The following is a 22,867-nucleotide window of genomic DNA, read 5'->3' as shown; positions in this document are numbered from 1 at the left end:
CGTCACCCGAACGCGGCGACGGTCCGGTCCAGGAAGTCGTTGCGGAAGGCGCCACGCGGATCGAAGCGGCGGACCAGCTCCCGGAACGCGGGCATCCGCGGGTACAGCGCGGCGAGCTCGTCGGCGCCCGTGGTGAAGAGCTTCCCCCAGTGCGGTCGGGCGCCGAAGGGGCGCAGCGCCGCCTCGATCTCCGGCAGCAGGGCGCGCACGGGCGCCTCCTCGGGCAGCCAGGTGAAGTGCAGCGCCAGGACGTCCCCGCCGTAGGCCGGGCTCAGCCACAGGTCGTCCGCCGCCACGGTGCGCAGCTCGCTCACCTGGAGGAGCGGGGCGATCCGCGGCGCGAGGGAGCGCAGCGCGTCGCAGGCCTGCTGCCCGTACCGGCGCGGGACGAAGTACTCGGTCTGCAGCTCGTCGCCGTTGCTGGGGGTGAAGCCGGTCCGGAAGTGCGGCAGCCGTTCGTGCCACTCGCCGGGCAGGCCGAGCTGGTCGGTCAGGTTCTCGACCGGGGTGCCGGGCAGCATGTGCGTGGGCTCCGTCGCGGCCCGGGCGCCGAAGAACTCCTCCGGCGTGACGTCGTGCTCGTCGGTGCGCGCCTTCACCCACACCTGCGTCACCTCGTGCCAGTCGGTGAACACGCTGACGCTGTAGGCGGCGTCGGCCACCGCGTCGAAGTCGGCGAACAGCCGGTCCCAGGTCAGCCCGACGAAGACGGTGGTGCGGACCTGGAAGGTCGGCTGGAAGCGCAGGCCGATCCGGGTCACCACCCCGAGCGCACCCAGGTGGACGACGGCGCCGGCGAGGTCGGGGTGGCCGGCCCCCAGCGTCACTCGCTCGCCGTCGGACCGGACGAGCTCCAGACCCGCCACCGCGGTGCTGAGCGAGCCGCTCCGGTTGCCCGACCCGTGCGTTCCGGTGGCCGTGGCCCCCACGACGGTGATGTGCGGCAGCGAGGCGAGGTTGTGCAGCGCGAAACCCTGCTCGGCCAGGCGGGGCACCACCTCGCTGTAGCGCGCGCCACCGGGGATCCAGGCGACGCCGCCGGCCTCGTCGCTGCCCCGTTCGACCGTCACCTCGCCGGGCAGCGCGTCGAGGGCCACCAGCTCGGCGGTGGTGTCGGCGATGTCGTTGAAGCAGTGCCGCGAGCCGAGCGCCTTGACCCGGTGGCCGGCGGCGACGACGGCCTGCAGCTCGGCGAGGCTGGTCGGCCGGTGCAGCCGCGCCGCGCGGTAGGAGACGTTCCCGGCCCAGTTGGTCCCCGGCCCCGCGGTACCCGCCGGGGCACCGGACGACATCTCGTGCATGCTCACTCGCGATCTGCTGGGGGAGGGCGACCGGCCGCCCGCCGGAGGAGTCGATGATGCGCGACGCGGGTCGCGCGCCCTCCGGCCGCCCCGTGGACGACGGCCACGGCCTAGTGGGCGCCCCGGCGGGGTCGGCGGCGTGCGCCGGCTCGCGGACGCGGTGTGGCAGGCTGCTCCGGCCCGGTTCTCTCGGAGGTGGCATGCCAGGCGCGGAGCAGGAGCAGCTGCCGGTGACCGACCGGGGCCGGCGGACGCGGGCCGCCCTGCTGCAGGCCGGACGCGAGCTGTTCGAGGAGCGCGGGTTCGCCGACGTCCGGATCGACCTGGTGGCGGAGCGGGCCGGCGTCTCGCACGGCACCTTCTACACCTGGTTCGACTCGAAGGAGTCGCTGCTCCGGGCGATCGTGGCCGTCGTCGTCGAGGACGTGTTCGCCGCGACGACCGTCGGCTCGCGGCTGCCGCCGGACGACGCGTACGGGCGGATCGAGGCGGCCAACCGGCTCTACCTCGGCGCCGTCACCCGGCACGCCCGCATCCTCCGGGTGCTCGACTCGCTGGCCGACACCCGTGAGGAGTTCCGGCGGCTGCGGGTCGACGTCCGCGAGGCCTTCGTGCGCCGCGGGATGGAGGGTCTGCTTCGGCTGCAGGAGCTGGGGCTGGCCGACCGCACCCTTCCGCCGCGGGCCACGGCCAGCGCCCTCGGCGCGATGGTCGAGTCGTTCGCGCACCTGTGGCAGGACCCCGTGGAGGACCTGGACGAGGACGCCGCCGTGGACGTCCTGACGCGGCTCTGGGCCGGGGCGATCGGCCTGCCGCCCGCCGCCTGGCCGGACGGCGGGGCCGGTCGCCCCGGCTGAGCTCAGGCGTCGAGGCCCCAGGCCGGTCGGCGCTTCTCCAGCAGCGCGGCGATGCCCTCCCGCGCCTCGGCCGAGGCGAACCGCTCGGCGGACACCTCCGCCATGCGGCGGAAGTCGTCCTGGAGGTCGGCGCCGGGCAGCTCGCGCAGCAGCCGCTTGGTGACCGCGAGCGCCTCCGGGGCGCCGCGGCCGAGCTGCTCCACGAGCTCGTCGACGGCGGCGTCGAGCCGGTCGTCGGGCACGACCCGGTCGAGCAGACCGGCCGCCCCGGCCCGGGCACCGTCGAACGGCTCGCCGGTGAGGAACAGCTCCCGCGCCGCCCGCGGGTCCATCCGCCGCAGGACGGGGACGGCGATGATCGCCGGCGCCACACCGATCCTGACCTCGCTGAACGCGAAGGTCGCCGCCGCGGGGCCCACCGCGAGGTCGCAGGCCGCGATCAGGCCGAGTCCACCGGCCCGCGCCGGCCCGTTCACCCGGGCGACCACGGGCTTGGGCCCCGTCAGGAGCAGGGTCAGCACCTCCGGCAGGCCGACCGCGCCGGGAGCCCCGCCGGCCCGCTGCTCCTTCAGGTCGGCGCCCGAGCAGAACACCGGGCCCGCCCCGGTCAGCACCACCACGCGGACGGCGGCGTCGGCCAGTGCCGCACCCAGCGCCGCGTGGAGCTGCTCGACCAGGGCACGCGAGAGCGCGTTGCGGTTGTGCGGGGAGTCCAGCGTCAGCACGGCGGCCGGCCCCCGCCGGGCGACCTGGACCAGGCGGTCGTCAGGCACGGAACTCGTCCCGCAGCTCGTGCTTCTGGATCTTCCCGGTCGCCGTCTTCGGCAGCCCGGCGCGGACCTCGATCCGCTTGGGCACCTGGAAGCCGCCCAGGTGCTGCCTGCAGTGGGCGAGCAGCCGCTCGGCCAGCGCGACCGGGTCGGTGTCCGGGTCGGCCGGCACGACCACCGCGGTCACTGCCTCGCCCCAGCGGTCGTCCGGCACCCCGATGACCGCCGCCTCGGCGATCTCGGAGGAGGCCAGCAGCACCCGCTCCACCTCCACCGAGGAGACGTTCTCGCCGCCGGTCTTCACCATGTCCTTGACCCGGTCGGTGAACCAGACGACGCCCTCGTCGTCGAGGTGGCCGACGTCGCCGCTGTGGAACCAGCCGTGCGCGAACGCGGCGGTGTTGGCGGCCGGGTTGTTCCAGTAGCCGCTCATCACGTGCGGGCCGCGGTAGACGATCTCGCCGGTCTCGCCCGCGGGCAGCAGGGCGCCGGCCGGGTCCATGATCCGGGTGTCGACGGTGACCGTGGACGGACCCCAGGACGCCGCCTTGGTCTCCTGGTGCGCCGGCCACTGGAACACCGTCGCGGGTACGCACTCGGTCTGCCCGGAGCCGAGCAGCACCTGGGCGTTGGGGAAGGCGGCGGCGATCGCGGTGATCCGCTCCTGGGGCATGGGGGCCATGGCGTAGATGCACAGCCGCACCGAGGAGAGGTCGCGGGTCCGGATCCCGGGGGAGGCCAGGAGCGCGCCGTACATCATCGGCAGCAGCATCAGGTGCGTCGCCCGCCGTTGCTCCACGACCTCGAGGAAGCCCTCCGGCTCGAACCCGCGGGGGAGCACGGCGGTGCCGCCGGTGAGCAGGATCGGCAGCAGGAGGGTGTCCAGCGCGGTCGTGTGGAACAGGGGGAGCACGATCGGCAGGACGGAGAACTCGTCCCCCCGCCGGTGGCCGGTCTGCAGCGCGTTGCTCAGCACGCCCACGTGCACCGAGAGGTGGCTGGTGAGCACGCCCTTGGGCCGGGCCGTGGTACCCGAGGTGTAGAGGCAGTGCAGGGTGTCGCGGTCCTCGACGATCACCTGGACCGGGGTGGGGTCGGTGGCGACGTCGTCCCAGCGCCGCACGTCGCGGCCGGCGACCGACGCCGGGGCCTGGTCGCCGGTCACGATCACCGTGGTGATCTGCGGCAGCTGCGGCAGCACCGCCTCCAGCAGCGGGAGGAACGGCGGATCGGCGACGACGGTGCGGGTGCCGGAGTCGGCGAGGATCCAGCCGATGTCCTCCGGTGCCAGCATCAGGTTCACCGGGAGCGCCACCAGCCCCGCCTTCGCGCAGCCGAAGAAGCTGGCGGCGAAGCGCCACGAGTTGCCCAGCAGGAAGGCAACGGGCTCCTGGCGGCCCACGCCGGCGTCGAGCAGGCCGCGACCGAACGCCTCGGCCGCCCCGTCGAGCCGCGCGTAGCCGATCTCCTCGTCGCCGTCGACGATCGCGGTGCGGTGGGCGAACAGCTGGGCGGTGCGGGTCAGCATGTCGCCGACCGAGAAGCGGGTCGCGAGGTTGAGCTCCAGGGGGTCGACCCCGGACAGGTCAGGACGCATGGCTGTTCCCTTCGGTCTCGGTCTGCGGTGCGGGGGGTTCGCCGACGACCGCGAGGACCGCGCCCGTCTCCACCTGCCGGCCCACGTCGGCGTGCAGGTGGGTGACCACCCCGTCGGCCGGCGCGACCACGGGGTGCTCCATCTTCATGGCCTCCAGGACCAGCACCAGCTGGCCCGCGGCGACCTGCTCGCCCTCGGCCACCGCCACCCGGACCACGGTTCCGGGCATGGCGGCGGTGAGGGATCCGGGCTGCACGGCGGCGCCCGGCTCCGGGAACCGGGGCTGCTCGACCAGCGTGCTGCCGCCCTCGGGACCGTCGACGTGCCAGCGGTCGCCGTCGGCGTGCACGTCGTAGGTGCTGCGCAGCCCGCCGAGCTCGAGGTCCAGCCGCACCCGGCCGGGGGCCGGGACCGACGTACCGAGGACTGTGAGCGGCACGGGCTCGCCGTCCACGTCGGCGGTGACGCCTGCCGAGCCGATCCGGTAGCGCACCGTGCCGGTGTCGAAGACCGTGACCTGCGGGGCCGTGGGGTTGTTGCGCCAGCCCGACGGCAGCCCGCCCAGCACCGGCGCGCCGGCCCGCCGCAGCGCCGCCCCGGCCAGCGCGGCCACGACGGCGTGCCGGCGCCGGGCGGCCTCGTCGACCAGCGGGGCGGCCAGCTGCGCCAGCCCGTGCCGGTCGAGGAACCCCGTGTCGGTCTCCCCGGCGAGGAAGGCCTCGCTGCGCAGCACGCGCACCAGCAGGTCGCGGTTGGTGGTCAGCCCGTGCAACCGCGCCCGGGCCAGCGCCCCGGCCAGCGCCAGCGCCGCCGACGACCGGTCGGGCGCCCAGGCGATGACCTTGGCCAGCATCGGGTCGTAGTGCACGCCGACCTCGCCGCCGGCCTCCACCCCGCTGTCGACCCGGATGCCGGGCCCGGCGGTGGTGCGGAAGGCGGTGTCGGCCGGGATCGCGAAGTCGGCGAGCCGCCCCGACTGCGGCAGCCAGCCGCGCGCCGGGTCCTCGGCGTAGAGCCGCACCTCGATCGCCGAGCCGGACGACGTGGCCGACACGGCCGCCGCCGGCAGCGGACGGCCGGCGGCGACGTCGAACTGCAGGCGGACCAGGTCCAGCCCGGTGACCGCCTCGGTGACCGGGTGCTCGACCTGCAGCCGGGTGTTCATCTCGAGGAAGAAGAACTCGCCCGACTCGTCGAGCAGGAACTCCACCGTGCCGGCGCCGACGTAGCCGATCGCCCGCGCGGCGGCCACCGCGGCCTCCTGCAGCCGGGCCCGGAGCTCGGGGCCGACGGCGGGGGAGGGGGCCTCCTCGACGACCTTCTGGTGCCGGCGCTGGATGGAGCACTCCCGCTCGAACAGCGCCACCGTGGTGCCGTGCCGGTCGCCGAACACCTGCACCTCGACGTGCCGCGGCCGCTCGACCAGGCGTTCGAGGAAGACGGTGCCGTCGCCGAAGGCCGAGGCCGCCTCCCGGCCGGCGCCGGCCACCGCGTCGGCCAGCTCGTCCGGCCCGCGCACGGCCCGCATGCCGCGGCCACCCCCGCCGAAGGAGGCCTTGACCAGCAGTGGGTAGCCCACCTCACCGGCGGCCTTCTCCAGGGTGTCGCCGGACAGCCCCGTGGCGTCCACGCTCGGCAGGGTCGGCACCCCGGCGCGGCTCATCAGCTCCTTCGCGGCGAGCTTGCTGCCCATGGCCTCGACGGCCTCGGGGTCGGGGCCGACGAACACCAGCCCCGCCGCTGCGACCGCACGGGCGAAGTCGGCGTTCTCGGAGAGGAAGCCGTAGCCGGGGTGGACGCAGTCGGCGCCGGCCCGCAGCGCGGCGGCCACCACGAGGTCGGCGCGCAGGTAGGTCTCGGCGGGCGTGCTGCCGGGCAGCCGGACGGCGACGTCGGCCTCGCGGACGAACGGCGCGTCGGCGTCGGCGTCGGAGTGCACCGCCACCGTGCGCAGGCCCATGGCGCGGGCGGTGGTGAAGACCCGCCGCGCGATCTCGCCCCGGTTCGCGACCAGGACGCAGCTCAGGGTGCGGCTCACAGCCGGAACACCCCCCATCCGTCGTGGAGCCCTCGGACCGGTGCGTTGGAGATCGCCGAGAGCGCCAGCCCGAGGACGGTGCGGGTGTCGCGGGGGTCGATGATGCCGTCGTCGTAGAGCCGGCCGGAGAGGAACAGCGCCAGTGACTCCGCCTCGATCTGCTGCTCCACCGCGGCGCGCATGGCGGCCGCGGCCTCCTCGTCGTAGTCGCGGCCGCGGGCCCGGGCGCTGGCCCGGCCGACGATGTCGAGCACGCCGGCGAGCTGGGCGGCGCCCATGACCGCGCTCTTGGCGTTGGGCCAGGTGAAGAGGAAGCGGGGGTCGTAGGCGCGGCCGCACATGCCGTAGTTGCCGGCGCCGTAGGAGGCGCCGATGTTGACGGTGATGTGCGGGACCGCGCTGTTCGAGACCGCGTTGATCATCTGCGACCCGGCCTTGATGATCCCGTCCTGCTCGTACTCGGTGCCGACCATGTAGCCGGTGGTGTTCTGCAGGAACAGCAGCGGGGTGTCGGTCTGGTTGGCCAGCTGGATGAACTGCGCGGCCTTCTCGGCGTCCTGCCGGAACAGCACGCCGCGGGCGTTGGCCAGCACGCCGATCGGGTAGCCGTGGATGCTCGCCCACCCGGTGACCAGGGAGGTGCCGTACAGCGGCTTGTGCTCGTCGAAGCGGCTGCCGTCGACGATGCGGGCGAGCACGTCGCGCGGGTCCAGCGGCTGCCGCAGGTCGGCGGGCGCCAGGTCGAGCAGCTCCTCGGGGTCGTGCAGCGGGGGGTCGGCCGGGCGTGAGGGGCCCGGGCCCCGCTTGCGCCAGTTGAGGTTGCGCACGATCTGCCGGCCCAGCCGGATGGCGTCGACCTCGTCGACGGCGAGGTGGTCGGCGCTGCCGGAGACGCGGGCGTGCATCGACGCCCCGCCGAGGGACTCCTCGTCGGCCTCCTCGCCGGTGGCCATCTTCACCAGCGGCGGTCCGGCCAGGAACACCTTGCTGCGCCCGTCGATCATCACCACGTGGTCGCTCATCCCGGGGACGTAGGCGCCCCCCGCGGTGCTGTTGCCGAAGACCAGCGCGACGGTGGGGATGCCCTGGGCGGAGAGCCGGGTGAGGTTGCGGAAGCCGCGGCCGCCGGGGATGAAGATCTCCGACTGGGTGGGCAGGTCCGCACCGCCGGACTCGACCAGGCTGACGAACGGCAGCCGGTTGGTCTCGGCGATGTCGTGCGCGCGCTGCGACTTGCGCAGCGTGTACGGGTTGGAGGTGCCGCCGCGGACCGTCGGGTCGTTGGCGGAGATCATCACCTCCACGCCCTCGACGACGCCGATGCCGGTGACGGTGCTCGCGCCGACGGGGAAGTCGGTGCCCCAGGCGGCGTAGGGGGAGAGCTCCAGGAAGGGGCTGTCGCGGTCGAGCAGCAGCTCGATCCGTTCCCGCACGGTGAGCTTGCCCCGGTCGCGGTGCCGGGCCACGGCGCTCTCGCCGCCGCCGGCGTTGGCGCGGCCGCGCTCCACCTCCAGCTCGGCCAGTCGTTCCAGCAGGGCCGCGCGGTTGCTCGCGGCCCGTTCGTCCAGCATCGTCATGAGCCCACCTCCGGGGGCAGCAGCCGGGCCGGGACGTCGACCACGCGGGAGCGCAGCCACTCGCCCACGGCCTTGGCCTGGGGGTCGAACCGGGTGCCCGCGGCGACGCCGTCGCCGAGGAGACCGGGTAGCTGGAACAGCAGCGCCCGCAGGCCGGGCAGCAGCTCGCGGGTGACCGGGAGGGCGGCGGCCTCGGGGAGCAGCGCCCGCAGCCGGTCGGGGGTGAGGAACGCGGCGAGCCAGGCGTAGCCGTCGTCGGAGCGCGCGTAGACGCCCAGGGTCGCCGCCCCGCCCTTGTCGCCGCTGCGGGCACCGGCGACCCGGCCGAGCGGGACGGCCGCGGTGGTGGCGTCGCCCGCCCACGTCGGCGCGGCGACAGGGTCGGGCGGCGGCGCGCCGGGAGCCGCCGCGGGGGCCGGGGACAGCGTCTCCGTCGTCCCGTCGGGCAGGCCGACGACCTGCGGCACCTCCCCGGCCGGCACCCAGGCCGCCGAGTACACCCCGTACGGCGAGGGGCTGGGCGGCGCGGCGGTGGCGTGGAAGCCCGGGATGCTGGCCAGGCCGAGCTCGATCACCGGGACGGTGAAGCCCTTGCCCACCTTCCGGCGGTCGCAGTCCTTGACCGTGACGTGCAGCAGGGCCGCGGCCTCCTCCTGCACCGCCGCATCCGGCGAGTCGGTGCGGGCGAGCGCCACCGTGACGTCCTCGATCGCCTCGAGCGCGGGGGCGAGCTGGCGGCGCAGCAGCTCCGCCTTGCGCTCGACGTCCAGACCGGTCAGCGGCAGGGTCATGGAGTTCCGGAAGCCGCCGAGGCGGTTGACGGCCACCTTGAGCCACTCCCCGGCGGGCAGCCCGCGGGCGCCCGTGATCTCGACCCGGTCGGGGCCGGCCTGCCGCAGCCGCAGGCCGTCGAAGCGGGTGACGACGTCGGGGCCGCCGTAGGCGCTGCCGGTGAGCTCGTAGAGCAGCTGCTCGGTGACCGTCTCCACGGTGACCGCCCCGCCCGTGCCCGGGTGCTTGGTGATCACCGAGGTGCCGTCGGCGGCGATCTCGGCCAGCGGGAAGCCGATGGAGTCCAGCGCCGCGGGGTCGGCGTCGAGCAGCTCGGCGAAGAAGCTGAAGTTCCCGCCCGTCGCCTGGGCGCCGCACTCCAGGACGTGCCCGGCGACGGTGGCCCCGGCGAGCGCGTCCAGGTCGTCGGGCCCCCAGCCGTGGTGCCAGGCCGCCGGGCCGACGACGAGGCTGGCGTCGGTGACCCGGCCGGTGACGACGACGTCCGCGCCGCCCTGCAGGGCCCGGACGATCCCCCGGCACCCGAGGTAGGCGTTGGCGGTGAGGGCGTCGGGAACCTCGCCGTCCCCGGGTGGGGTGTCACCGGCGCGGAGCAGGCCGCGGTCGCGCAGGTCCGCGAGGCGGGGCAGCAGGTCGTCGCCACCGACCGTGGCCACCCGCACCGGCGTCCCGAGGCGCCGGCCGAGCTCGGTGACCGCCGCCGCGAGCCCCTGCGGGTTGAGCCCGCCCGCGTTGCTGACGATCCGGACGCCGCGCTCCAGCGCCGTGCCCAGGCACTCCTCCAGCTGGGAGAGGAAGGTGCGGGCGTACCCGGCGGCCGGGTCCTCGGCCTTCTGCCGGCCGAGGATGAGCATGGTCAGCTCGGCGAGGTAGTCGCCGGTGAGGACGTCGACCTCGCCGCCGTCCAGCATCTCGCGCATGGCGCTGTGCCGGTCGCCGTAGAAACCGGAGACGTTGGCGATGCGGAGGGGTGCGGTCACCGGGCACCGCCCAGCGGCTGCCGACCCGCGCCGGGGGGACCGGCGAAGGCCTGCGCGATCGACATCCACTCCTGCGCGGCCGGCCCGGTGACCTCCAGGGCGAGGTCGTCGCGGTGCCGGCGCTGGGTCACCAGCAGGCAGAAGTCCAGCGCCGGGCCGCGGACGGTGTCGGCGGCGTCCGCGGGCCCCCACGTCCACCGCTCGCCACCGGGCCCGGTCAGCTCCACGCGGACCGCGCGGTCGGGCACCGGCAGCCCGCGGACGGCGTAGGAGAAGGGCCGCGCGCGCACGCCGATCTCGGCGACCGAGCGCAGCCGCGGTGTGCCCGGGCGGTCCTGCCCGAGGGCGTCGACGACGTCCTGACCGTGCGCCCACGTCTCCATCAGCCGGGCGGTCACGAACGACGCCGGGCTCATCGGCGGGCCGAACCACGGCACCCGCACGCCGGGGTCGGTCGCGCGGAGGGCGGCTGCCAGCGCCTCCCGGCCGGCCCGCCAGTCGGCGAGGACCTCCGCGGGGGGCGTGTCCCGGCCCTCGGCGGTGCGCCGCTCGACGTAGTCGCCGGCTGCGTCGCCGAGCCCCTCGACCAGGGCGGCGAACCCGGCGGGGTCGGTCACGGCCAGGAGGGCGTCCCGGTCGAAGAACCGCAGGTGGTTGATCGTGTCGCGGACGTCCCAGCCGGCCGCGGGGGTGGGCGTGCGCCACCCGGCGTCGTCGAGCGGCGCCACCCGGGCGTCGAGGTCGGCGGACTCGGCCGTGAGGTCGTCGACCAGGGCGGCCAGCAGGGCGCTGCGGTCGCTCACGCGGAGAACCCCTGCATCCGGGCGAGCACCTGCAGCATCACCTCGTCGGCGCCGCCGCCGATCGAGGCGAGCCGGCTGTCCCGGAAGAACCGGGCGGTCCAGGTCTCCTCCATGTAGCCCATGCCGCCGTGGAACTGCAGGCACGTGTCGGCCACTTCGCGCAGCAGCCGGCCGGCGGTCAGCTTGGCCACCGTGGCCTGGCGGGTGGTGTCCTCGCCGTTCAGGTAGGCCTCCGCGCACGCGTAGTTGTGCGACTGCAGCAGGTCGACCTGCGCGGCGAGTTCCGCCAGCCGGAAGGCGATGTACTGGCTGGCCAGCAGCGGCCCGCCGAAGGCCTGGCGCTGCTGGAGGTGGTCCCGGGTGCGCTCCAGCGCCATCCGGCAGCTGCCCACCGCGCCGTAGGCGGCGAACATGCGCTCCACCACGAACTGCGACATCTGCTGCTGGAAGCCGCGGCCGACCGTGCCGATGGTGTTCGACACCGGCACCCGCACGTCCTCGAAGTACAGCTCGGCGGTGTCGGACGAGCGGTTGCCCAGCTTGTCGAGCTTCCGGGAGACGGCGAAGCCGGGGACGTCGGTGGGCACGATGATCTGGCTCATCCCGCGGTGCCCGCCCTCGTCGGAGGTGCGGGCCAGCAGGCACAGCCAGTCGGCCTGGGTGCCGTTGGTGATGTACAGCTTGCTGCCGTTGATGACCCACTCGTCGCCGTCCTGCACCGCGCGGGTGCGCAGCCCGGCGACGTCGGAGCCGGCGCCGGGCTCGGTCACCGCGATGGAGCAGACGGCGGTGCCCCGGATCGCGGGCTCCAGGTAGCGGTGCTTGAGCTCGTCGCTGCCGAACTCGTGCAGGGACGGCGTCGCCATCATGGTCTGCACGCCGATCGCCATCGGCACGCCGGCGCACCCGGAACGGTGCAGCTCCTCGCACAGGATCACGCTGAACAGGTGATCGGCGCCCTGCCCGCCGTACTCGGGGTCGTACTCAAGCCCCAGCAGGCCGAGCTCGCCGAGCTTCGGGAACAGCTCGTGGGCCGGGAAGGTGCCCGCCGCCTCCCACTCGTCGACGTGGGGGGCGATCTCCCGGTCGACGACGTCGCGCACCAGCTTCCGGAAGGCGTGGTGCTCGTCGGTGAAGCGCATCGGAACTCCCGGTGGGAATGGCCGACGGCAGCGCCACCGGCCGAACTTGACGACGCCGTCAGGTCTATCAGCCGGGTGTGACCCGCACAACAACCCGCTGCGCTAACGTCGCGCCTCGTCGCCGGCGCCCACGCCGGTCGACCGCCGTCGCACGGCACGCCGGACAGGAGGGGGCTCGATGAGGCTGGGGCTGTCGCTGGGGTACTGGGGGGCCGGGCCGCCGCCGGGTCAGGCCGAGCTGGTCGCCGAGGCCGAGCGCCTGGGCTTCGAGTCGGTGTGGACCGCGGAGGCGTACGGGTCCGACGCCCTCACCCCGTTGGCCTGGCTGGGCAGCGCGACCACCCGGTTGCGGCTCGGCACCTCGGTGGTGCAGATGTCCGCCCGGACGCCGACGGCCACCGCCATGGCGGCGCTGACGATGGACCACCTCTCCGGCGGGCGGTTCGTCCTGGGCCTCGGGGTCTCCGGGCCGCAGGTGGTGGAGGGCTGGTACGGCCAGCCCTATCCCAGGCCGCTCGCCCGCACCCGGGAGTACGTCGAGGTGCTGCGGCAGGTGTTCGCGCGGCAGCCCGTGCGCCACGACGGCGAGCACTACCGCATCCCTTTCCCGGGCGGCACCGGGCTGGGGAAGTCGCTGCGGCCGACCGTGCACCCGCTCCGCACCGACATCCCGGTCCTGCTGGCGGCCGAGGGGCCGAAGAACGTGGCGCTGGCCGCGGAGATCGCCGACGGCTGGATCCCGCTGTTCTACTCACCGCACGACGACGGGCACTACCGGGAGTCGCTCGCCGAGGGCTTCGCCCGCCCGGGGGCCCGCCGGGGCGCCGACGGCTTCGAGGTCGCCTGCATGGTCCAGGTGGAGGTGGCCGACGACGTCGACGCCGCGGCCGACCGCGTGCGGCCGATGCTCGCCCTCTACGTCGGCGGGATGGGTGCCCGGGGTGTGAACTTCCACTACGAGGTCTTCGCGCGCATGGGCTTCGAGGCCGAGTGCGCTCGCATCCAGGAGCTGTACCTGGCCGGCCGGAGGGACGAGGCGGCGGCGGCCGTCCCGCTGGCGATGGTGGAGAAGGTGGCGCTCGTGGGGTCACGGGCCAAGATCGCCGACGACCTCGCGGCCTGGGAGGAGTCGCTCGTCACCACGATGCTGGTCGGTGGCTCTCCGGAGACCCTGCGCATGATGGCCGAGCTCACCGGCTGACGACGGCGCCGGGAGTTCACCTGGACACCCTCGCCCCCGACCGCTGGAGCCGTCGGCGTGCAGCGGACAACGCGACGGCGCGCCGGCGCGGACGGTGGTGGTGACCGCCCGCGAGGACCTCGAGATCCGCTGCCAGGTGGTGGCGCTGCTCGCTCCCGGCTGACCGGCCGGGCGGCGGCGCCGAGGCGACCCGGTTCCGAGTCGCGGGAGGCCCGCTCTTCCGCCAACTTGGACGGTGCGCGACGAGGCGCAGGGGGAGGGCGGTGCCATGCCGGAATTCGACCTCGCGACCGTTGACCTCGTGGTCATCGGCGCCTACGTGGTCATGATCATCGGGATCGGTTACTGGGTGTCCCGGCGGACCTCGGACTCCGACGACTACTTCCTCGCCGGCCGCGGCATGGCGTGGCCGCTCGTGGGCTTCTCGCTCATCGTCACCAACTTCTCGGGCACGCAGTTCCTGGGGCTGGCCGGAGCCGGCTACGACACCGGGATCGCGGTGTGGAACTTCGAGTGGATGGCCACGCTCGTCCTGCTGGTCTTCGCGGTGCTCATCCTGCCGATCTACCTGCAGTCGAAGATCAGCACCGTCCCGGAGTTCCTCGAACGGCGGTACGACCGGCGCTCCCGGTACGCGTTCTCCGGGTTCACGGTGCTCACGGGCATGCTCATCGACTCCGCCGGGGGCATGATCGCCGGCGCGCTGGTACTGAACCTGCTGTTCCCCGACGTCCCGATGATCGTGCACATCGTGGCGATCGCCGTGCTGGCGGGCGTGTACGTCATCCTCGGCGGGCTGCGGGCGGTGATGATCACCGACACGATCCAGGGCGTGCTGCTGTTCCTGGCGGCCGGCATCATCTTCGTCATCGTGTTCCGGGAGTTCGACTTCCAGTGGTCGGTGTTCCCCGAGCTCGCGCCGGAGGACGGCTTCACCATCGCGCCTCCACCCGACGACGACTTCCTGCCGTGGCCGGGCATCTTCACCGGGGCGATCTGGCTCGGCTTCTACGTCTGGGTCGCCAACCACGTCGTCGTCCAGCGGGTGCTGGCGGCGAAGAACCTGGACCACGGCAGGTGGGGGGCGCTGTTCGCCGGCCTGATGCAGCTGCCGCTGCTCGTGCTGCTGATCTTCCCCGGGATCCTCGCCCGCGACGTCTTCCCCGACCTGGAGAACCCGGACCTCGCCTGGCCCTCGCTGATCTTCGAGTTCATCCCCGTCGGCCTGCGCGGGCTGATCGTCGCCGCGCTGCTCGCCGCCCTGATGTCCACCCTGGACTCGGTGCTGAACGGGGCCGCGAGCCTGGTGATCAACGACTTCGTCAAGACCCGTGACAAGGAGTACAGCGAGAAGCGGCTGCTGCTGATGAGCCGGGTGCTCGTCGGCATCTTCATGCTCATCGCGGTGGCCTGGGCGCCGGTCATCCTGCAGTTCGACACGATCGTCCAGTACTTCCAGTCGTTCCTCGGCTACGTGACGATGCCGATCGTCGTTGTCCTGCTCGGCGGCATCTTCTGGAAGCGCGCCACCGCGCCGGCCGCCTTCTGGACGCTGGTCGTCGTGGTCCCCATCGGGGTGATCGGCTTCGTCACCGGGGAGATCTTCGAGCTGTACGGCGTCCAGTTCCTGTACGCGACCGGGATCATGCTCCTCCTGAGCGTGGTCACCCTGGTGGCCATCACGCTGTCCACCGAGGCGCCGGACCGCGAGAAGATCGCCGAGGTGGTGTTCGACCGGCAGACGTGGCGCGAGGAGTCCGGGGAGCTCCGCGGCAAGCCCTGGTACAAGAACTACCGCCACCTCTCGCTCGGCCTGGCGGTGCTCACCGTCGCGGTCGTGGTGCCGTTCATCTGAGCCGTTCCGCCGACGCGCGGTTACCGGCGGGGTGCCGCGGGGTGACGAGGGCGCTGAATATGTGTAGTGGGCAGCCGAAATGGGCAGACCCTGGGGCGATGATGTACCGCGCTGCCGCTGCTGTGCCGTTCTCCGACCGGGACCGGGTGACCGCCGGGCTCCGCGGGCAGCTGCGGGTGATGGCCGCCGCTGCGGGAGCGGACCCGGACTGGTCGACGCTCCGGGTGCAGGGGCCGGCCCGACCCGTTCAGGGCCAGAACACGGAGCTGACCGAGTGGACGGCGACCGTGGTGGTCACCGGGGGAGCGGCGGCCCTCGACGACCGGTTGATCGACGCGCTCCGGCCGGGGGTTCCGCGGCGGGCGGCGGCGAGCGCCGAGGCGACGTCTCCGCTGGTCGATCACTGAACCGCACGACCATCTGGTTGAGCGTTCTCTCACATTTGCCCGCCCCGCTGGCAGCCGGCCGAGCGGCGCGGCATGCTCGACGGGTGCCGAGGAGTGTTGCGTTGACGCGTCGTCGCGCCGTCGACCTCCTGCGCACGGCGAGCCTGCTCTAGCGCGCCGCGCCGCCCACCCTTCGCGGAGACACCGCGCGCCGCCCGTCGTCGGCGCGCGCCACCGCGCCGGTCCGGGCCCCGTCCGCGCCCTGCCCCGCCGAGCCATCCAGAGGCCCCCGTGATCGAGCTGTCCGACGTCCGCAAGGTCTTCCCCGCGCGCCGGGGGGCACCCGAGGTCGTCGCCGTCGACGGCGTGAGCCTGTCGGTCGCCGACGGCGAGTTCGCCGGCGTCGTGGGCCCCAGCGGCTCCGGCAAGAGCACCCTCGCCCGGCTGGTCAACCTGCTGGAGCGGCCGACGTCGGGGCGGGTGGTCGTCGACGGTCAGCCGCTCACCGACCTCGACGCCGACGGCGTGCGGCGTGCCCGACGCACCGTCGGCATGGTGTTCCAGCACTTCAACCTGCTCGACTCCCGCACCGCCGCCGGGAACGTCGAGCACCCCCTGGAGCTCGCCGGCGTCGGCCGGGCCGACCGCCGCCGCCGGGTGGCGGAGCTGCTGGACCTGGTGGGACTGGGCGACCGGCACGCCGCCCGGCCGGCGCAGCTCTCGGGTGGCCAGAAGCAGCGCGTCGCGATCGCCCGCGCGCTGGCCGCCCGGCCGAAGGTGCTGCTCTGCGACGAGGCGACCAGCGCCCTCGATCCCGCGAGCACCACCGGTGTGCTCGACCTGCTGCGGCAGGTGCGCACCGACCTGGGCCTGACCGTTCTGCTCATCACCCACGAGATGGCGGTGGTCCGGGCGGTGTGCGACAGCGCGGTGCTCATGGACCGCGGCCGGGTCGTCGACGGCGGCCCGCTGACCGAGGTGCTGACCCGCCCCCGGTCACCGCTGGCCGCCCAGCTGCTCCCGGCCCCACCCGTCGCCGGCCGGGCCGGCGACCTGGTCCGGGTCACCGTCACCGACGCCGCACCGGAGGGCCGGGTGCTGCGCACCCTCGCCGGCGAGCTGGGGCTCGACGTCGAGGTGGTGGGCGGGTCGGTGGAGACCGTCGCCGGCCGCCGCTTCGGTCGGCTGCTGCTCTCGGTCACCGGCGACGACGGGCGGCTGGACCCCGCGCTCCAGCGCCTCCGGGACGGCGGGTCCCTGGTCGAGCGCGCCCACCCCGGCGACGAGCCGGCGGCGTGGCGGGAGCAGGAGCAGCCGGCAGCCGGGCCGCCGGACGGACCCGACGAGCCCCGATTCCTCGACGCCCCGGAGGTGCAGCGGTGAGCAACTGGGACCGGATCGCCCCGCAGCTGGCCGATGCCACGTGGGAGACGCTGTACATGGTGGGCGTGAGCACGCTGCTCACCGTGCTGCTCGGCGTCCCGCTCGGCGTGCTGCTCACCGTCACCGCACCGGGCGCGCTCTCCCCGAGCCCGGCGCTGCACCGCGTCCTCGGCCTGGTGGTCAACCTGGGCCGGTCGCTGCCGTTCATCATCCTGCTGGTGCTCGTCGCCCCGGTCACCCGGGGCATCGTGGGGACCACGATCGGGTCGACGGCGACGATCGTGCCCCTGACCATCGGCGCCGTCCCGTTCCTCGCCCGGCTGGTGGAGACCAGCCTGCGGGAGGTCGGGCACGGCAAGGTCGAGGCGACCCTGGCGATGGGCGCCCGCCGGCGCGACGTCGTCCGCACGGTGCTGCTGCCCGAGGCGCTGCCGTCGCTGGTCTCGGGCATCACGGTCACCGTCGTCGCCCTCATCAGCTACTCGGCGATGGCCGGCGCCATCGGCGGCGGCGGCCTGGGCGACTTCGCCATCCGCTACGGCTACCAGCAGTTCCGCACCGACATCACCGTGGTCACCGTCGTCCTGCTGCTCGTGCTGGTCCAGCTGCTCCAGTGGGCCGGCGACCGCTGGGCCCGACGGCTCGCGCACGCCTGATCCTCCGCACCACCCGACCTCTCGCTAGGAGAACCCCGCACATGCTCCGCCCCACCCGGACCACCCTCGCCGTCGCCACCGCCACGCTGCTCGGCCTGACCGCCTGCGGAGGTGGGGAGGCCGAGCTGTCGGCGGCGGACGAGCCCCTGCGCGTCGGCGCCTCCCCGGTGCCGCACGCGGAGATCCTGCGGTTCGTCGACGAGGAGCTCGCCGACGACGCCGGCCTGGACCTGGAGATCATCGAGTTCACCGACTACGTGCAGCCCAACGTCGCCCTCGACGACGGCTCGCTGGACGCCAACTACTTCCAGACGGTGCCCTACCTGGAGGAGCAGGAGGCCAGCGCCGGTTACGACTTCACCGCGCTGGAGCCGGTGCACATCGAGCCGCTGGGCATCTACTCCGCCTCGCTGACCACCCTGGCCGACCTCCCCGACGGCGGTACGGTCGCGATCCCGAACGACCCGACCAACGCCGCCCGCGCCCTGCGGCTGCTCGAGGCCAACGACCTCCTCACCCTGGCCGACACCGGCGACTCGGCGCCGACGGCCCTGGACATCGAGGGCAACCCGAAGGGCCTGGAGATCGAGCAGGTCGAGGCCGCACAGCTGCCGCGCTCGCTGGCCGACGTCGACGCCGCGGTGATCAACGGCAACTACGCGATCGACGCCGACCTCTCCCCGGCCGAGGACGCCCTCGCGCTGGAGGAGGCCGAGGGCAACCCGAACGCGAACCTGCTCGTGGTCCGCAGCGGCGACGAGGACGCCGAGCGAATCGTCGCGCTGGAGGAGCTGCTGCACTCCGCCGAGGTGCGGCAGTTCATCGAGGAGAACTACTCGGGCGCCGTCCTGCCGGCGTTCTGAGCCGGCCCGGGGCGCCCCGACCGGGCGCTGCCACCTCCTGAGCCGGTGCCGGCGGGGACGCCGGCACCGGCCGTCCGGCCGAACAGGGCCGCGAGGGAGGCGTCGGAGGCGGCCAGGGCCGCCCGGTCGAAGGTGCTGCCCGCGGCCACCAGCTCGGCCGCCCCGGTGCGGTCGAGCAGTTCCGCCAGCCGGCTCTCCACCTGGGCGGGCGTGCCGGCGACCGCCGCCGCAGCCGTCTCCTCGAGGTACTGCTGCTGGCGCGGGGTGCGGTGCGCGGCGCGGACGGCGGCCACCGGCTCCAGCGCTGGGAAGGTGCCGGTGGTGCGGGCCCGGGCCATCGCCCACGCCTCGGGCAGCAGCAGGTCCGCGGCCTCCGCCGGGGTGTCGGCGACCAGCACGTCGAGGCTGATCGCGACGCGCGGCACCGGCTGCTGCCCGGAGGGCCGGAAGGTGCGCCGGTACTCGGCCAGCGCGGCCAGCCCGGGCTCGGGGTCGCCGGCCAGGCCCAGCAGCGGGCCGCCGACGATGACGGGGAGCCCCAGCTCCGCCGCGACCTGCAGCCCGCGCCCGGTCGCCAGCACGTGCAGCGGCACCGGGCCGACGGGCTGCGGGTGCAGGGTGATCTCCGCCGCGCCGGTGAGGTAGGCGCGCAGCTCGGCGAGATCGGCCGGGAAGTCCCGGTCGGCCTCCCGCAGGGCGCGGCGCACCGGCGCGGTGAACCCGGGGGAGCGGCCCAGCCCCAGGTCGACCCGGCCCGGCGCGAAGGCCGACAGGGTGGCGAACTGCTCGGCGACGACGAGCGGCTGGTGGTGCGGCAGCATCACGCCGGCCGAGCCGAGCCGGATCGTCGTCGTCCGGCCGGCGACGGCGGCCAGCACCACTGCCGGTGCGGCGCCGGCGATCCCCGGCACCCCGTGGTGCTCGGCGACCCAGAACCGCTCGAACCCGAGCTGCTCGGCGTGGACGGCGCGCGCGACGCTGCCCTGGAGCGCCGCGGCGTCGGGCTCGCCGATCCGGGTGCGGGAACGGTCGAGCAGGGACAGCCCCGGGGACGTGTCGGTCACGTCGGCGCCAGCGCTCCTCGGCCGTGAGGTGTTCCAGTGGCCGCCAGGGGCCGCGCGGTCGGCAGGGACCGGCGGCGCGCCCCTCGGCACCTCGGCCGCCGTCACGCCGCTCCGGTGCTCACCCCGCGAGCGCCGGGGCCACCTGCCGGTTCACGTGCTCGTACGCCCAGGCGGCAAGCGTGCCGGGCGTCGTGGTCACCAGGCTCCGGCCGTCCTCCGGGACGAACCCGTCGCGGAGACCGGTGCTCATGCCGAGGATCGCCTCGACCTGGGGATCGGTGAGGCCCGCGGCCCGCAGCCCGGCACGGATGGCGTCGTCGGGCACGCGCTCGACGCGAACGGAGCGTCCGGTCGCCGCGGCCACGACGTCCGCGACCTGGGCCCAGCTGAGGTCCTCGGGCCCGTGGACGGCTTGGACGTGCCGCCCGGACCAGGTGGTGGACAGTAGGCGCACGGCGGCGACGTCCCCGACGTCCCGCGGGTCGACCCACGGCAGGGGCATGTCCACCGGCAGGGCGACGCGGAAGACGCCCTCGTCGAGGCCCGGGTCGAGCAGCAGGTTGGTGAAGAACATGCCGCAGCGCAGATGGGTGACCGAGGCGCCGGTGCCGTCGAGCGCCACCTCGGTGGCGGCCAGGCCGTCGATGTCCCCGACACCCGTGCGCTTCTCCGCACCGACGCTGCTCTGGAACACCGTGCGCGTGATGCCGTTGTCGACCACGGCGCGGGCGGCGATCCGGCCCAGCCGGCGCTGGGCCTCGATCGGGTCGTCGTCGTCGGTGGGCGGGTTGACCCAGTACAGGGCGTCGGCGCCCTCCGTCGCGCGCAGCACCACGTCGAGGTCGCGCTGGTCGCCCTCGACCGTGTCGACCAGGGCGCGGGTGGCCGGGTCGAGCCGGCCGGCGTCCCGGAGCAGCAGCGTCGGCCGCTGCCCGGCCTGCAGCAGCAGGCGCACGACGCGCGAGCCGACGGAACCGGTGGGCGTGGTGACGACGATCTTCACTGGTCCTCCTCTGCGTGCGGGAACCGCCATGGACTGCACCCGCGGCTCGTTCCCCACCGGTGCCGCCAAGACATGCTGGTGCGGGGTACCGACAAGAACGGCGCACGGCGTGGTCGCCCGTGCCGGCGCCGGGAGCCCGGCGGCGAGGACGACGCGCCGGCGGAGGTCACCACGGCACGATGCCGTCGGCGTCCAGGAAGGTGCCCGACGGCGCCTCGGCCGGCAGCGTCGCCGCGTGCACCACGACCCCGGCCGCCTGGGCGGGTGTGAGCGGCGCCTGCTCGCGGTTGCCGGGGGCCAGATCGGTCTGCACCCAGCCGGGGCAGACCGAGGTGACCTTGGCGGAGCTCCCGGCCAGGTGCTTCGCCAGGCCGATGGGGATGCTGTTCAGCGCGGCCTTCGACGCCTGGTACCCGGGCACCACCATGCCGTAGTACGGCGAGTCCGGGTCGGACTGGTCGGTCAGCGAGCCCACGGTCGAGGAGACGTTCACGACCCGGGCTGCCTCGCTGCGGCGCAGCAGGGGCAGGAAGTGCTCGATGACGGTCACCGCGCCGGCGACGTTCGTCTCCAGGTGCGGCCGAAAGCCTCGAGATCGGTGAACTCCTGCGTTGCCGGCGCGGTCGCCTCCGCAAGGATCCCGGCGTTGTTGACCAGCACGTCGAGACGGCCGTACCGGGAGTCGAGCTCCTTGGCGGCTGCAGAGACGCTCTCCGATGACGTGACGTCGAGGGCGACGTACGCGGCGTCGTGCCCCTCGTCCCGCAGCCGGTCGGCGACTCCCGGGCAGCGACGGCGTTCCGGCCCGCCACGACGACCGTGTGGCCGCGACGGGCGAGCTCTGCGGCGGTGGCGCGGCCGAGGCCGCGGGTGGATCCGGTGACGAGTGCGATCCGGGACATGGGGGTGGGTCCTCTCTGCTCGGGCGCCGATGGGGCGTCGCCGTGGTCCCCGGCGCTGGTGCCGGTACCGAGCAGACGTTCGGGCGGGGTCGGATGTGAGGTCGTCCGGCACCGCCGCGCTGCCGGACCGTCAGGCGGCGCCTTCGAGGGAGAGCAGGCGCTGCTTGGCCTCGGCGCCACCGATGTAGGCGCCGATCGTGCCGTCGGTGCGGACGACGCGGTGGCACGGGACGACGACCGGCAGCGGATTGGTCGCGCAGGCGGTCCCGACGGCCCGCACGGCCCGTGGACTCCCGACTGCGGCGGCCACACCGGCGTAGCTGCGGGTGGTGCCGTAGTCGACGGTGCGCAGGGTCTCGAGCACGCTGCGCCGGAACCCTGAGGCCAGCCGGAGATCCAGCGGGATGTCGAACTGCGTGCGGCTACCGGCGAAGTACTCCTCGACCTGCCGGGCCGCGACCTCCAGCCGAGCGGGGGCGCGCAGGACCCGCGGGCCGATCCTGGTGGCCAGCGTGGCCAGCACCGCAGCGTGGTCCTCACGGGCGTAGGCGACGCGCACCAGCCCGTGTTCGGTGGCCGCGAGGAGCAGCGGCCCCACCGGTGTGTCCATGACGCGGTAGGCGACGTCGAGCAGTCCCTCGTGCTCGGCCTCGGCCACCAGCCGGGCGTGCAGGCGCTCCAACGCCGGGGCGAGGTCGTCGTCGAGCCGGGCGAACAGCCCGGGATCACGGTCGTCCATCGACGGTCTCCTCCAGTCCGACATCGTGGTAGCGGGCGCGCAGCGCCCTGATCCCGTCGGCCGAGGCTCGACGGGCGGCCGCTTCGGTGCCGCCCAGCACGGCGGCGACCTCGCGGTGCGGCAGACCGGCGAGGTGGTGGTACGCGACCGCCTGGCGTTGCTTGTCCGGCAGCCGGCGCAGCGCGTCGTACAGGTCGCCGTGCCGGTCGACCTCCTCGTCCGCCCCGTCGGCGCCCCCGGCGGGTTCGGGGACCGGCTCGACGGGCACGGCCCGGCGTCGTGCGGCGCGGTGCAGGTCGACGGCCTTGCGGTGGGCGACGGTCACCAGCCAGGCCTCCCAGTTCGTGTCCTCCGGGAGCCCGGGGTAGGCGCGGAGGGCGGCGAGGAAGGTCTCCGACCACGCGTCCTCGGCGTCGACCGAGCCGACCCCGGCCCGGCACACGCGCAGGACCGTAGCGCCGTGGCGGGCGACGATCTCTTCGAAGGGCAGCACGGCAGGTAGACGCCTCGGCGGGTCGATCGGTGAGGTCTGCGGTGTCGCAGTGTCGCTCATCGAAGTCGGCGGACGGTCTCGCGGCCGGACATGGCCACCTCGGCACGCGCGGCGACGTCCGGGCCGAGGGTGGCCCGACGCCGGCGCCCGCGCAGCCACCAGCTGAACATGAGCGCGGCCACGGTGGAGTTGAAGGCGTGCAGCGCCCATACCGGGCCGACCGGCAGGTGCACCAGGTACAGCCAGTGGATGACGTTCCCGGCATTGGCCAGGGCGAGGTTGCCTCCGCTGTAGGACGCGAGGTCCCTGGTGCGTGCCGCCTTGACCACCATGGGCAGGGACGCGAGGGCGAACACGCCCGTGGACACGGCTCCGGCGATCACCGACCAGCCGCTCATCGATCGACCTCCTGCAGGTTCCGGTGCTGCCCGCCGCTCGGGCTCGGAGGGCAGACGCCGGCCGGTG

Annotated in this window: 21 protein-coding genes and 1 pseudogene; 7 read left to right on the top strand and 15 right to left on the bottom strand. The window is 74.5% G+C overall.

The window, feature by feature from the left end; all coding sequences use genetic code 11:
- Positions 1-2: 2 nt before the first annotated feature.
- Complete coding sequence (locus tag ACI79Q_RS00815; RefSeq protein WP_456588024.1) at positions 3-1,301, bottom strand: D-arabinono-1,4-lactone oxidase; 1,299 nt, start codon at positions 1,299-1,301, stop codon at positions 3-5.
- A gap of 200 nt (positions 1,302-1,501) precedes the next feature.
- On the opposite strand from ACI79Q_RS00815, the gene ACI79Q_RS00810 reads away from it, so the two are divergent.
- A complete protein-coding gene (locus tag ACI79Q_RS00810; protein ID WP_456587989.1) occupies positions 1,502-2,158 on the top strand; it encodes a TetR/AcrR family transcriptional regulator in 657 nt (218 codons plus the stop codon).
- A gap of 2 nt (positions 2,159-2,160) precedes the next feature.
- Here the strand turns inward: ACI79Q_RS00810 and ACI79Q_RS00805 are convergent, their stop codons facing one another.
- From ACI79Q_RS00805 to ACI79Q_RS00775, 7 genes are read right to left on the bottom strand one after another with little or no spacing between them, the layout of a single operon-like run.
- Complete coding sequence (locus ACI79Q_RS00805; protein WP_456587988.1) at positions 2,161-2,931, bottom strand: enoyl-CoA hydratase-related protein; 771 nt, start codon at positions 2,929-2,931, stop codon at positions 2,161-2,163.
- The gene (locus tag ACI79Q_RS00800) at positions 2,924-4,525 is read right to left on the bottom strand and encodes a class I adenylate-forming enzyme family protein (RefSeq protein WP_456587987.1); all 1,602 of its coding nucleotides are present in this window, start codon (positions 4,523-4,525) and stop codon (positions 2,924-2,926) included. The genes ACI79Q_RS00805 and ACI79Q_RS00800 overlap by 8 nt, the downstream gene beginning before the upstream one ends.
- Entirely contained in the window at positions 4,515-6,563 is a 2,049-nt protein-coding gene (locus ACI79Q_RS00795) for an ATP-binding protein (RefSeq protein WP_456613939.1), read from the bottom strand. The genes ACI79Q_RS00800 and ACI79Q_RS00795 overlap by 11 nt, the downstream gene beginning before the upstream one ends.
- On the bottom strand, positions 6,560-8,140 hold the full coding sequence (locus tag ACI79Q_RS00790) for an acyl-CoA carboxylase subunit beta (RefSeq protein ID WP_456613938.1): 1,581 nt from the start codon (positions 8,138-8,140) through the stop codon (positions 6,560-6,562). The genes ACI79Q_RS00795 and ACI79Q_RS00790 overlap by 4 nt, the downstream gene beginning before the upstream one ends.
- The gene (locus ACI79Q_RS00785; protein ID WP_456613937.1) at positions 8,137-9,912 is read right to left on the bottom strand and encodes an acyclic terpene utilization AtuA family protein; all 1,776 of its coding nucleotides are present in this window, start codon (positions 9,910-9,912) and stop codon (positions 8,137-8,139) included. The genes ACI79Q_RS00790 and ACI79Q_RS00785 overlap by 4 nt, the downstream gene beginning before the upstream one ends.
- A complete protein-coding gene (locus ACI79Q_RS00780; RefSeq protein WP_456599260.1) occupies positions 9,909-10,715 on the bottom strand; it encodes a TIGR03084 family metal-binding protein in 807 nt (268 codons plus the stop codon). The genes ACI79Q_RS00785 and ACI79Q_RS00780 overlap by 4 nt, the downstream gene beginning before the upstream one ends.
- Positions 10,712-11,857: an acyl-CoA dehydrogenase family protein gene (locus ACI79Q_RS00775; protein WP_456612105.1), complete on the bottom strand. Its 1,146-nt coding sequence runs from the start codon at positions 11,855-11,857 to the stop codon at positions 10,712-10,714. The genes ACI79Q_RS00780 and ACI79Q_RS00775 overlap by 4 nt, the downstream gene beginning before the upstream one ends.
- Before the next feature lie 178 nt (positions 11,858-12,035).
- Here ACI79Q_RS00775 and ACI79Q_RS00770 point away from each other — a divergent pair, with 178 nt between their 5' ends.
- From ACI79Q_RS00770 to ACI79Q_RS00745, 6 genes are all read left to right on the top strand, one after another.
- The gene (locus ACI79Q_RS00770; protein WP_456599262.1) at positions 12,036-13,058 is read left to right on the top strand and encodes an LLM class F420-dependent oxidoreductase; all 1,023 of its coding nucleotides are present in this window, start codon (positions 12,036-12,038) and stop codon (positions 13,056-13,058) included.
- Between the two features lie 268 nt (positions 13,059-13,326).
- A complete protein-coding gene (locus ACI79Q_RS00765; protein ID WP_456587980.1) occupies positions 13,327-14,913 on the top strand; it encodes a sodium:solute symporter family transporter in 1,587 nt (528 codons plus the stop codon).
- Between the two features lie 98 nt (positions 14,914-15,011).
- Positions 15,012-15,320, top strand: coding sequence for a hypothetical protein (locus tag ACI79Q_RS00760; protein ID WP_456587979.1), 309 nt, complete (start codon positions 15,012-15,014; stop codon positions 15,318-15,320).
- Positions 15,321-15,590: 270 nt separating this feature from the next.
- Positions 15,591-16,682: a methionine ABC transporter ATP-binding protein gene (locus ACI79Q_RS00755; RefSeq protein ID WP_456587978.1), complete on the top strand. Its 1,092-nt coding sequence runs from the start codon at positions 15,591-15,593 to the stop codon at positions 16,680-16,682.
- Entirely contained in the window at positions 16,679-17,338 is a 660-nt protein-coding gene (locus tag ACI79Q_RS00750; protein ID WP_456612108.1) for a methionine ABC transporter permease, read from the top strand. Before ACI79Q_RS00755 ends, ACI79Q_RS00750 begins: the two co-directional genes overlap by 4 nt.
- A gap of 41 nt (positions 17,339-17,379) precedes the next feature.
- The gene (locus ACI79Q_RS00745) at positions 17,380-18,201 is read left to right on the top strand and encodes a MetQ/NlpA family ABC transporter substrate-binding protein (protein WP_456613936.1); all 822 of its coding nucleotides are present in this window, start codon (positions 17,380-17,382) and stop codon (positions 18,199-18,201) included.
- Here the strand turns inward: ACI79Q_RS00745 and ACI79Q_RS00740 are convergent.
- The 7 genes and pseudogenes from ACI79Q_RS00740 to ACI79Q_RS00710 form a co-directional block, all read right to left on the bottom strand.
- On the bottom strand, positions 18,171-19,265 hold the full coding sequence (locus tag ACI79Q_RS00740) for an MsnO8 family LLM class oxidoreductase (RefSeq protein ID WP_456613935.1): 1,095 nt from the start codon (positions 19,263-19,265) through the stop codon (positions 18,171-18,173). The genes ACI79Q_RS00745 and ACI79Q_RS00740 overlap by 31 nt on opposite strands.
- Positions 19,266-19,383: 118 nt before the next feature.
- Positions 19,384-20,268 carry an NmrA family NAD(P)-binding protein gene (locus tag ACI79Q_RS00735; RefSeq protein WP_456613934.1) on the bottom strand — a complete coding sequence of 295 codons (885 nt, stop codon included), beginning with the start codon at positions 20,266-20,268 and terminating at the stop codon, positions 19,384-19,386.
- Between the two features lie 166 nt (positions 20,269-20,434).
- Positions 20,435-20,986 (bottom strand): SDR family NAD(P)-dependent oxidoreductase, encoded by a 552-nt coding sequence (locus ACI79Q_RS00730; RefSeq protein WP_456614020.1) that lies wholly within the window; start codon positions 20,984-20,986, stop codon positions 20,435-20,437.
- Positions 20,890-21,282 (bottom strand): annotated as a pseudogene (locus tag ACI79Q_RS00725) (SDR family NAD(P)-dependent oxidoreductase); the annotation flags it as partial. The pseudogene ACI79Q_RS00725 and the gene ACI79Q_RS00730, both read right to left, overlap by 97 nt.
- 18 nt (positions 21,283-21,300) lie before the next feature.
- Positions 21,301-21,909 (bottom strand): methylated-DNA--[protein]-cysteine S-methyltransferase, encoded by a 609-nt coding sequence (locus ACI79Q_RS00720; protein WP_456613933.1) that lies wholly within the window; start codon positions 21,907-21,909, stop codon positions 21,301-21,303.
- Entirely contained in the window at positions 21,896-22,462 is a 567-nt protein-coding gene (locus ACI79Q_RS00715; RefSeq protein ID WP_456613932.1) for an RNA polymerase sigma factor, read from the bottom strand. The genes ACI79Q_RS00720 and ACI79Q_RS00715 overlap by 14 nt, the downstream gene beginning before the upstream one ends.
- Positions 22,459-22,800 (bottom strand): hypothetical protein, encoded by a 342-nt coding sequence (locus ACI79Q_RS00710; protein ID WP_456613931.1) that lies wholly within the window; start codon positions 22,798-22,800, stop codon positions 22,459-22,461. The genes ACI79Q_RS00715 and ACI79Q_RS00710 overlap by 4 nt, the downstream gene beginning before the upstream one ends.
- Between the last annotated feature and the right edge of the window lie 67 nt (positions 22,801-22,867).

Source organism: Blastococcus sp. SYSU DS0828 (genome assembly GCF_054050975.1).
Note: the sequence above shows the minus strand (reverse complement) of the source record. Positions and strands in the feature narration are given on the sequence as shown.

Coding starts and splice junctions, on each gene's coding strand:
- ACI79Q_RS00815 (WP_456588024.1), bottom strand. CDS start 1,301: ATGCACGAGATGTCGTCCGGTGCCCCGGCGGGTACCGCGGGGCCGGGG.
- ACI79Q_RS00810 (WP_456587989.1), top strand. CDS start 1,502: ATGCCAGGCGCGGAGCAGGAGCAGCTGCCGGTGACCGACCGGGGCCGG.
- ACI79Q_RS00800 (WP_456587987.1), bottom strand. CDS start 4,525: ATGCGTCCTGACCTGTCCGGGGTCGACCCCCTGGAGCTCAACCTCGCG.
- ACI79Q_RS00790 (WP_456613938.1), bottom strand. CDS start 8,140: ATGACGATGCTGGACGAACGGGCCGCGAGCAACCGCGCGGCCCTGCTG.
- ACI79Q_RS00775 (WP_456612105.1), bottom strand. CDS start 11,857: ATGCGCTTCACCGACGAGCACCACGCCTTCCGGAAGCTGGTGCGCGAC.
- ACI79Q_RS00770 (WP_456599262.1), top strand. CDS start 12,036: ATGAGGCTGGGGCTGTCGCTGGGGTACTGGGGGGCCGGGCCGCCGCCG.
- ACI79Q_RS00765 (WP_456587980.1), top strand. CDS start 13,327: ATGCCGGAATTCGACCTCGCGACCGTTGACCTCGTGGTCATCGGCGCC.
- ACI79Q_RS00760 (WP_456587979.1), top strand. CDS start 15,012: ATGATGTACCGCGCTGCCGCTGCTGTGCCGTTCTCCGACCGGGACCGG.
- ACI79Q_RS00745 (WP_456613936.1), top strand. CDS start 17,380: ATGCTCCGCCCCACCCGGACCACCCTCGCCGTCGCCACCGCCACGCTG.
- ACI79Q_RS00720 (WP_456613933.1), bottom strand. CDS start 21,909: ATGGACGACCGTGATCCCGGGCTGTTCGCCCGGCTCGACGACGACCTC.
- ACI79Q_RS00715 (WP_456613932.1), bottom strand. CDS start 22,462: ATGAGCGACACTGCGACACCGCAGACCTCACCGATCGACCCGCCGAGG.
- ACI79Q_RS00710 (WP_456613931.1), bottom strand. CDS start 22,800: ATGAGCGGCTGGTCGGTGATCGCCGGAGCCGTGTCCACGGGCGTGTTC.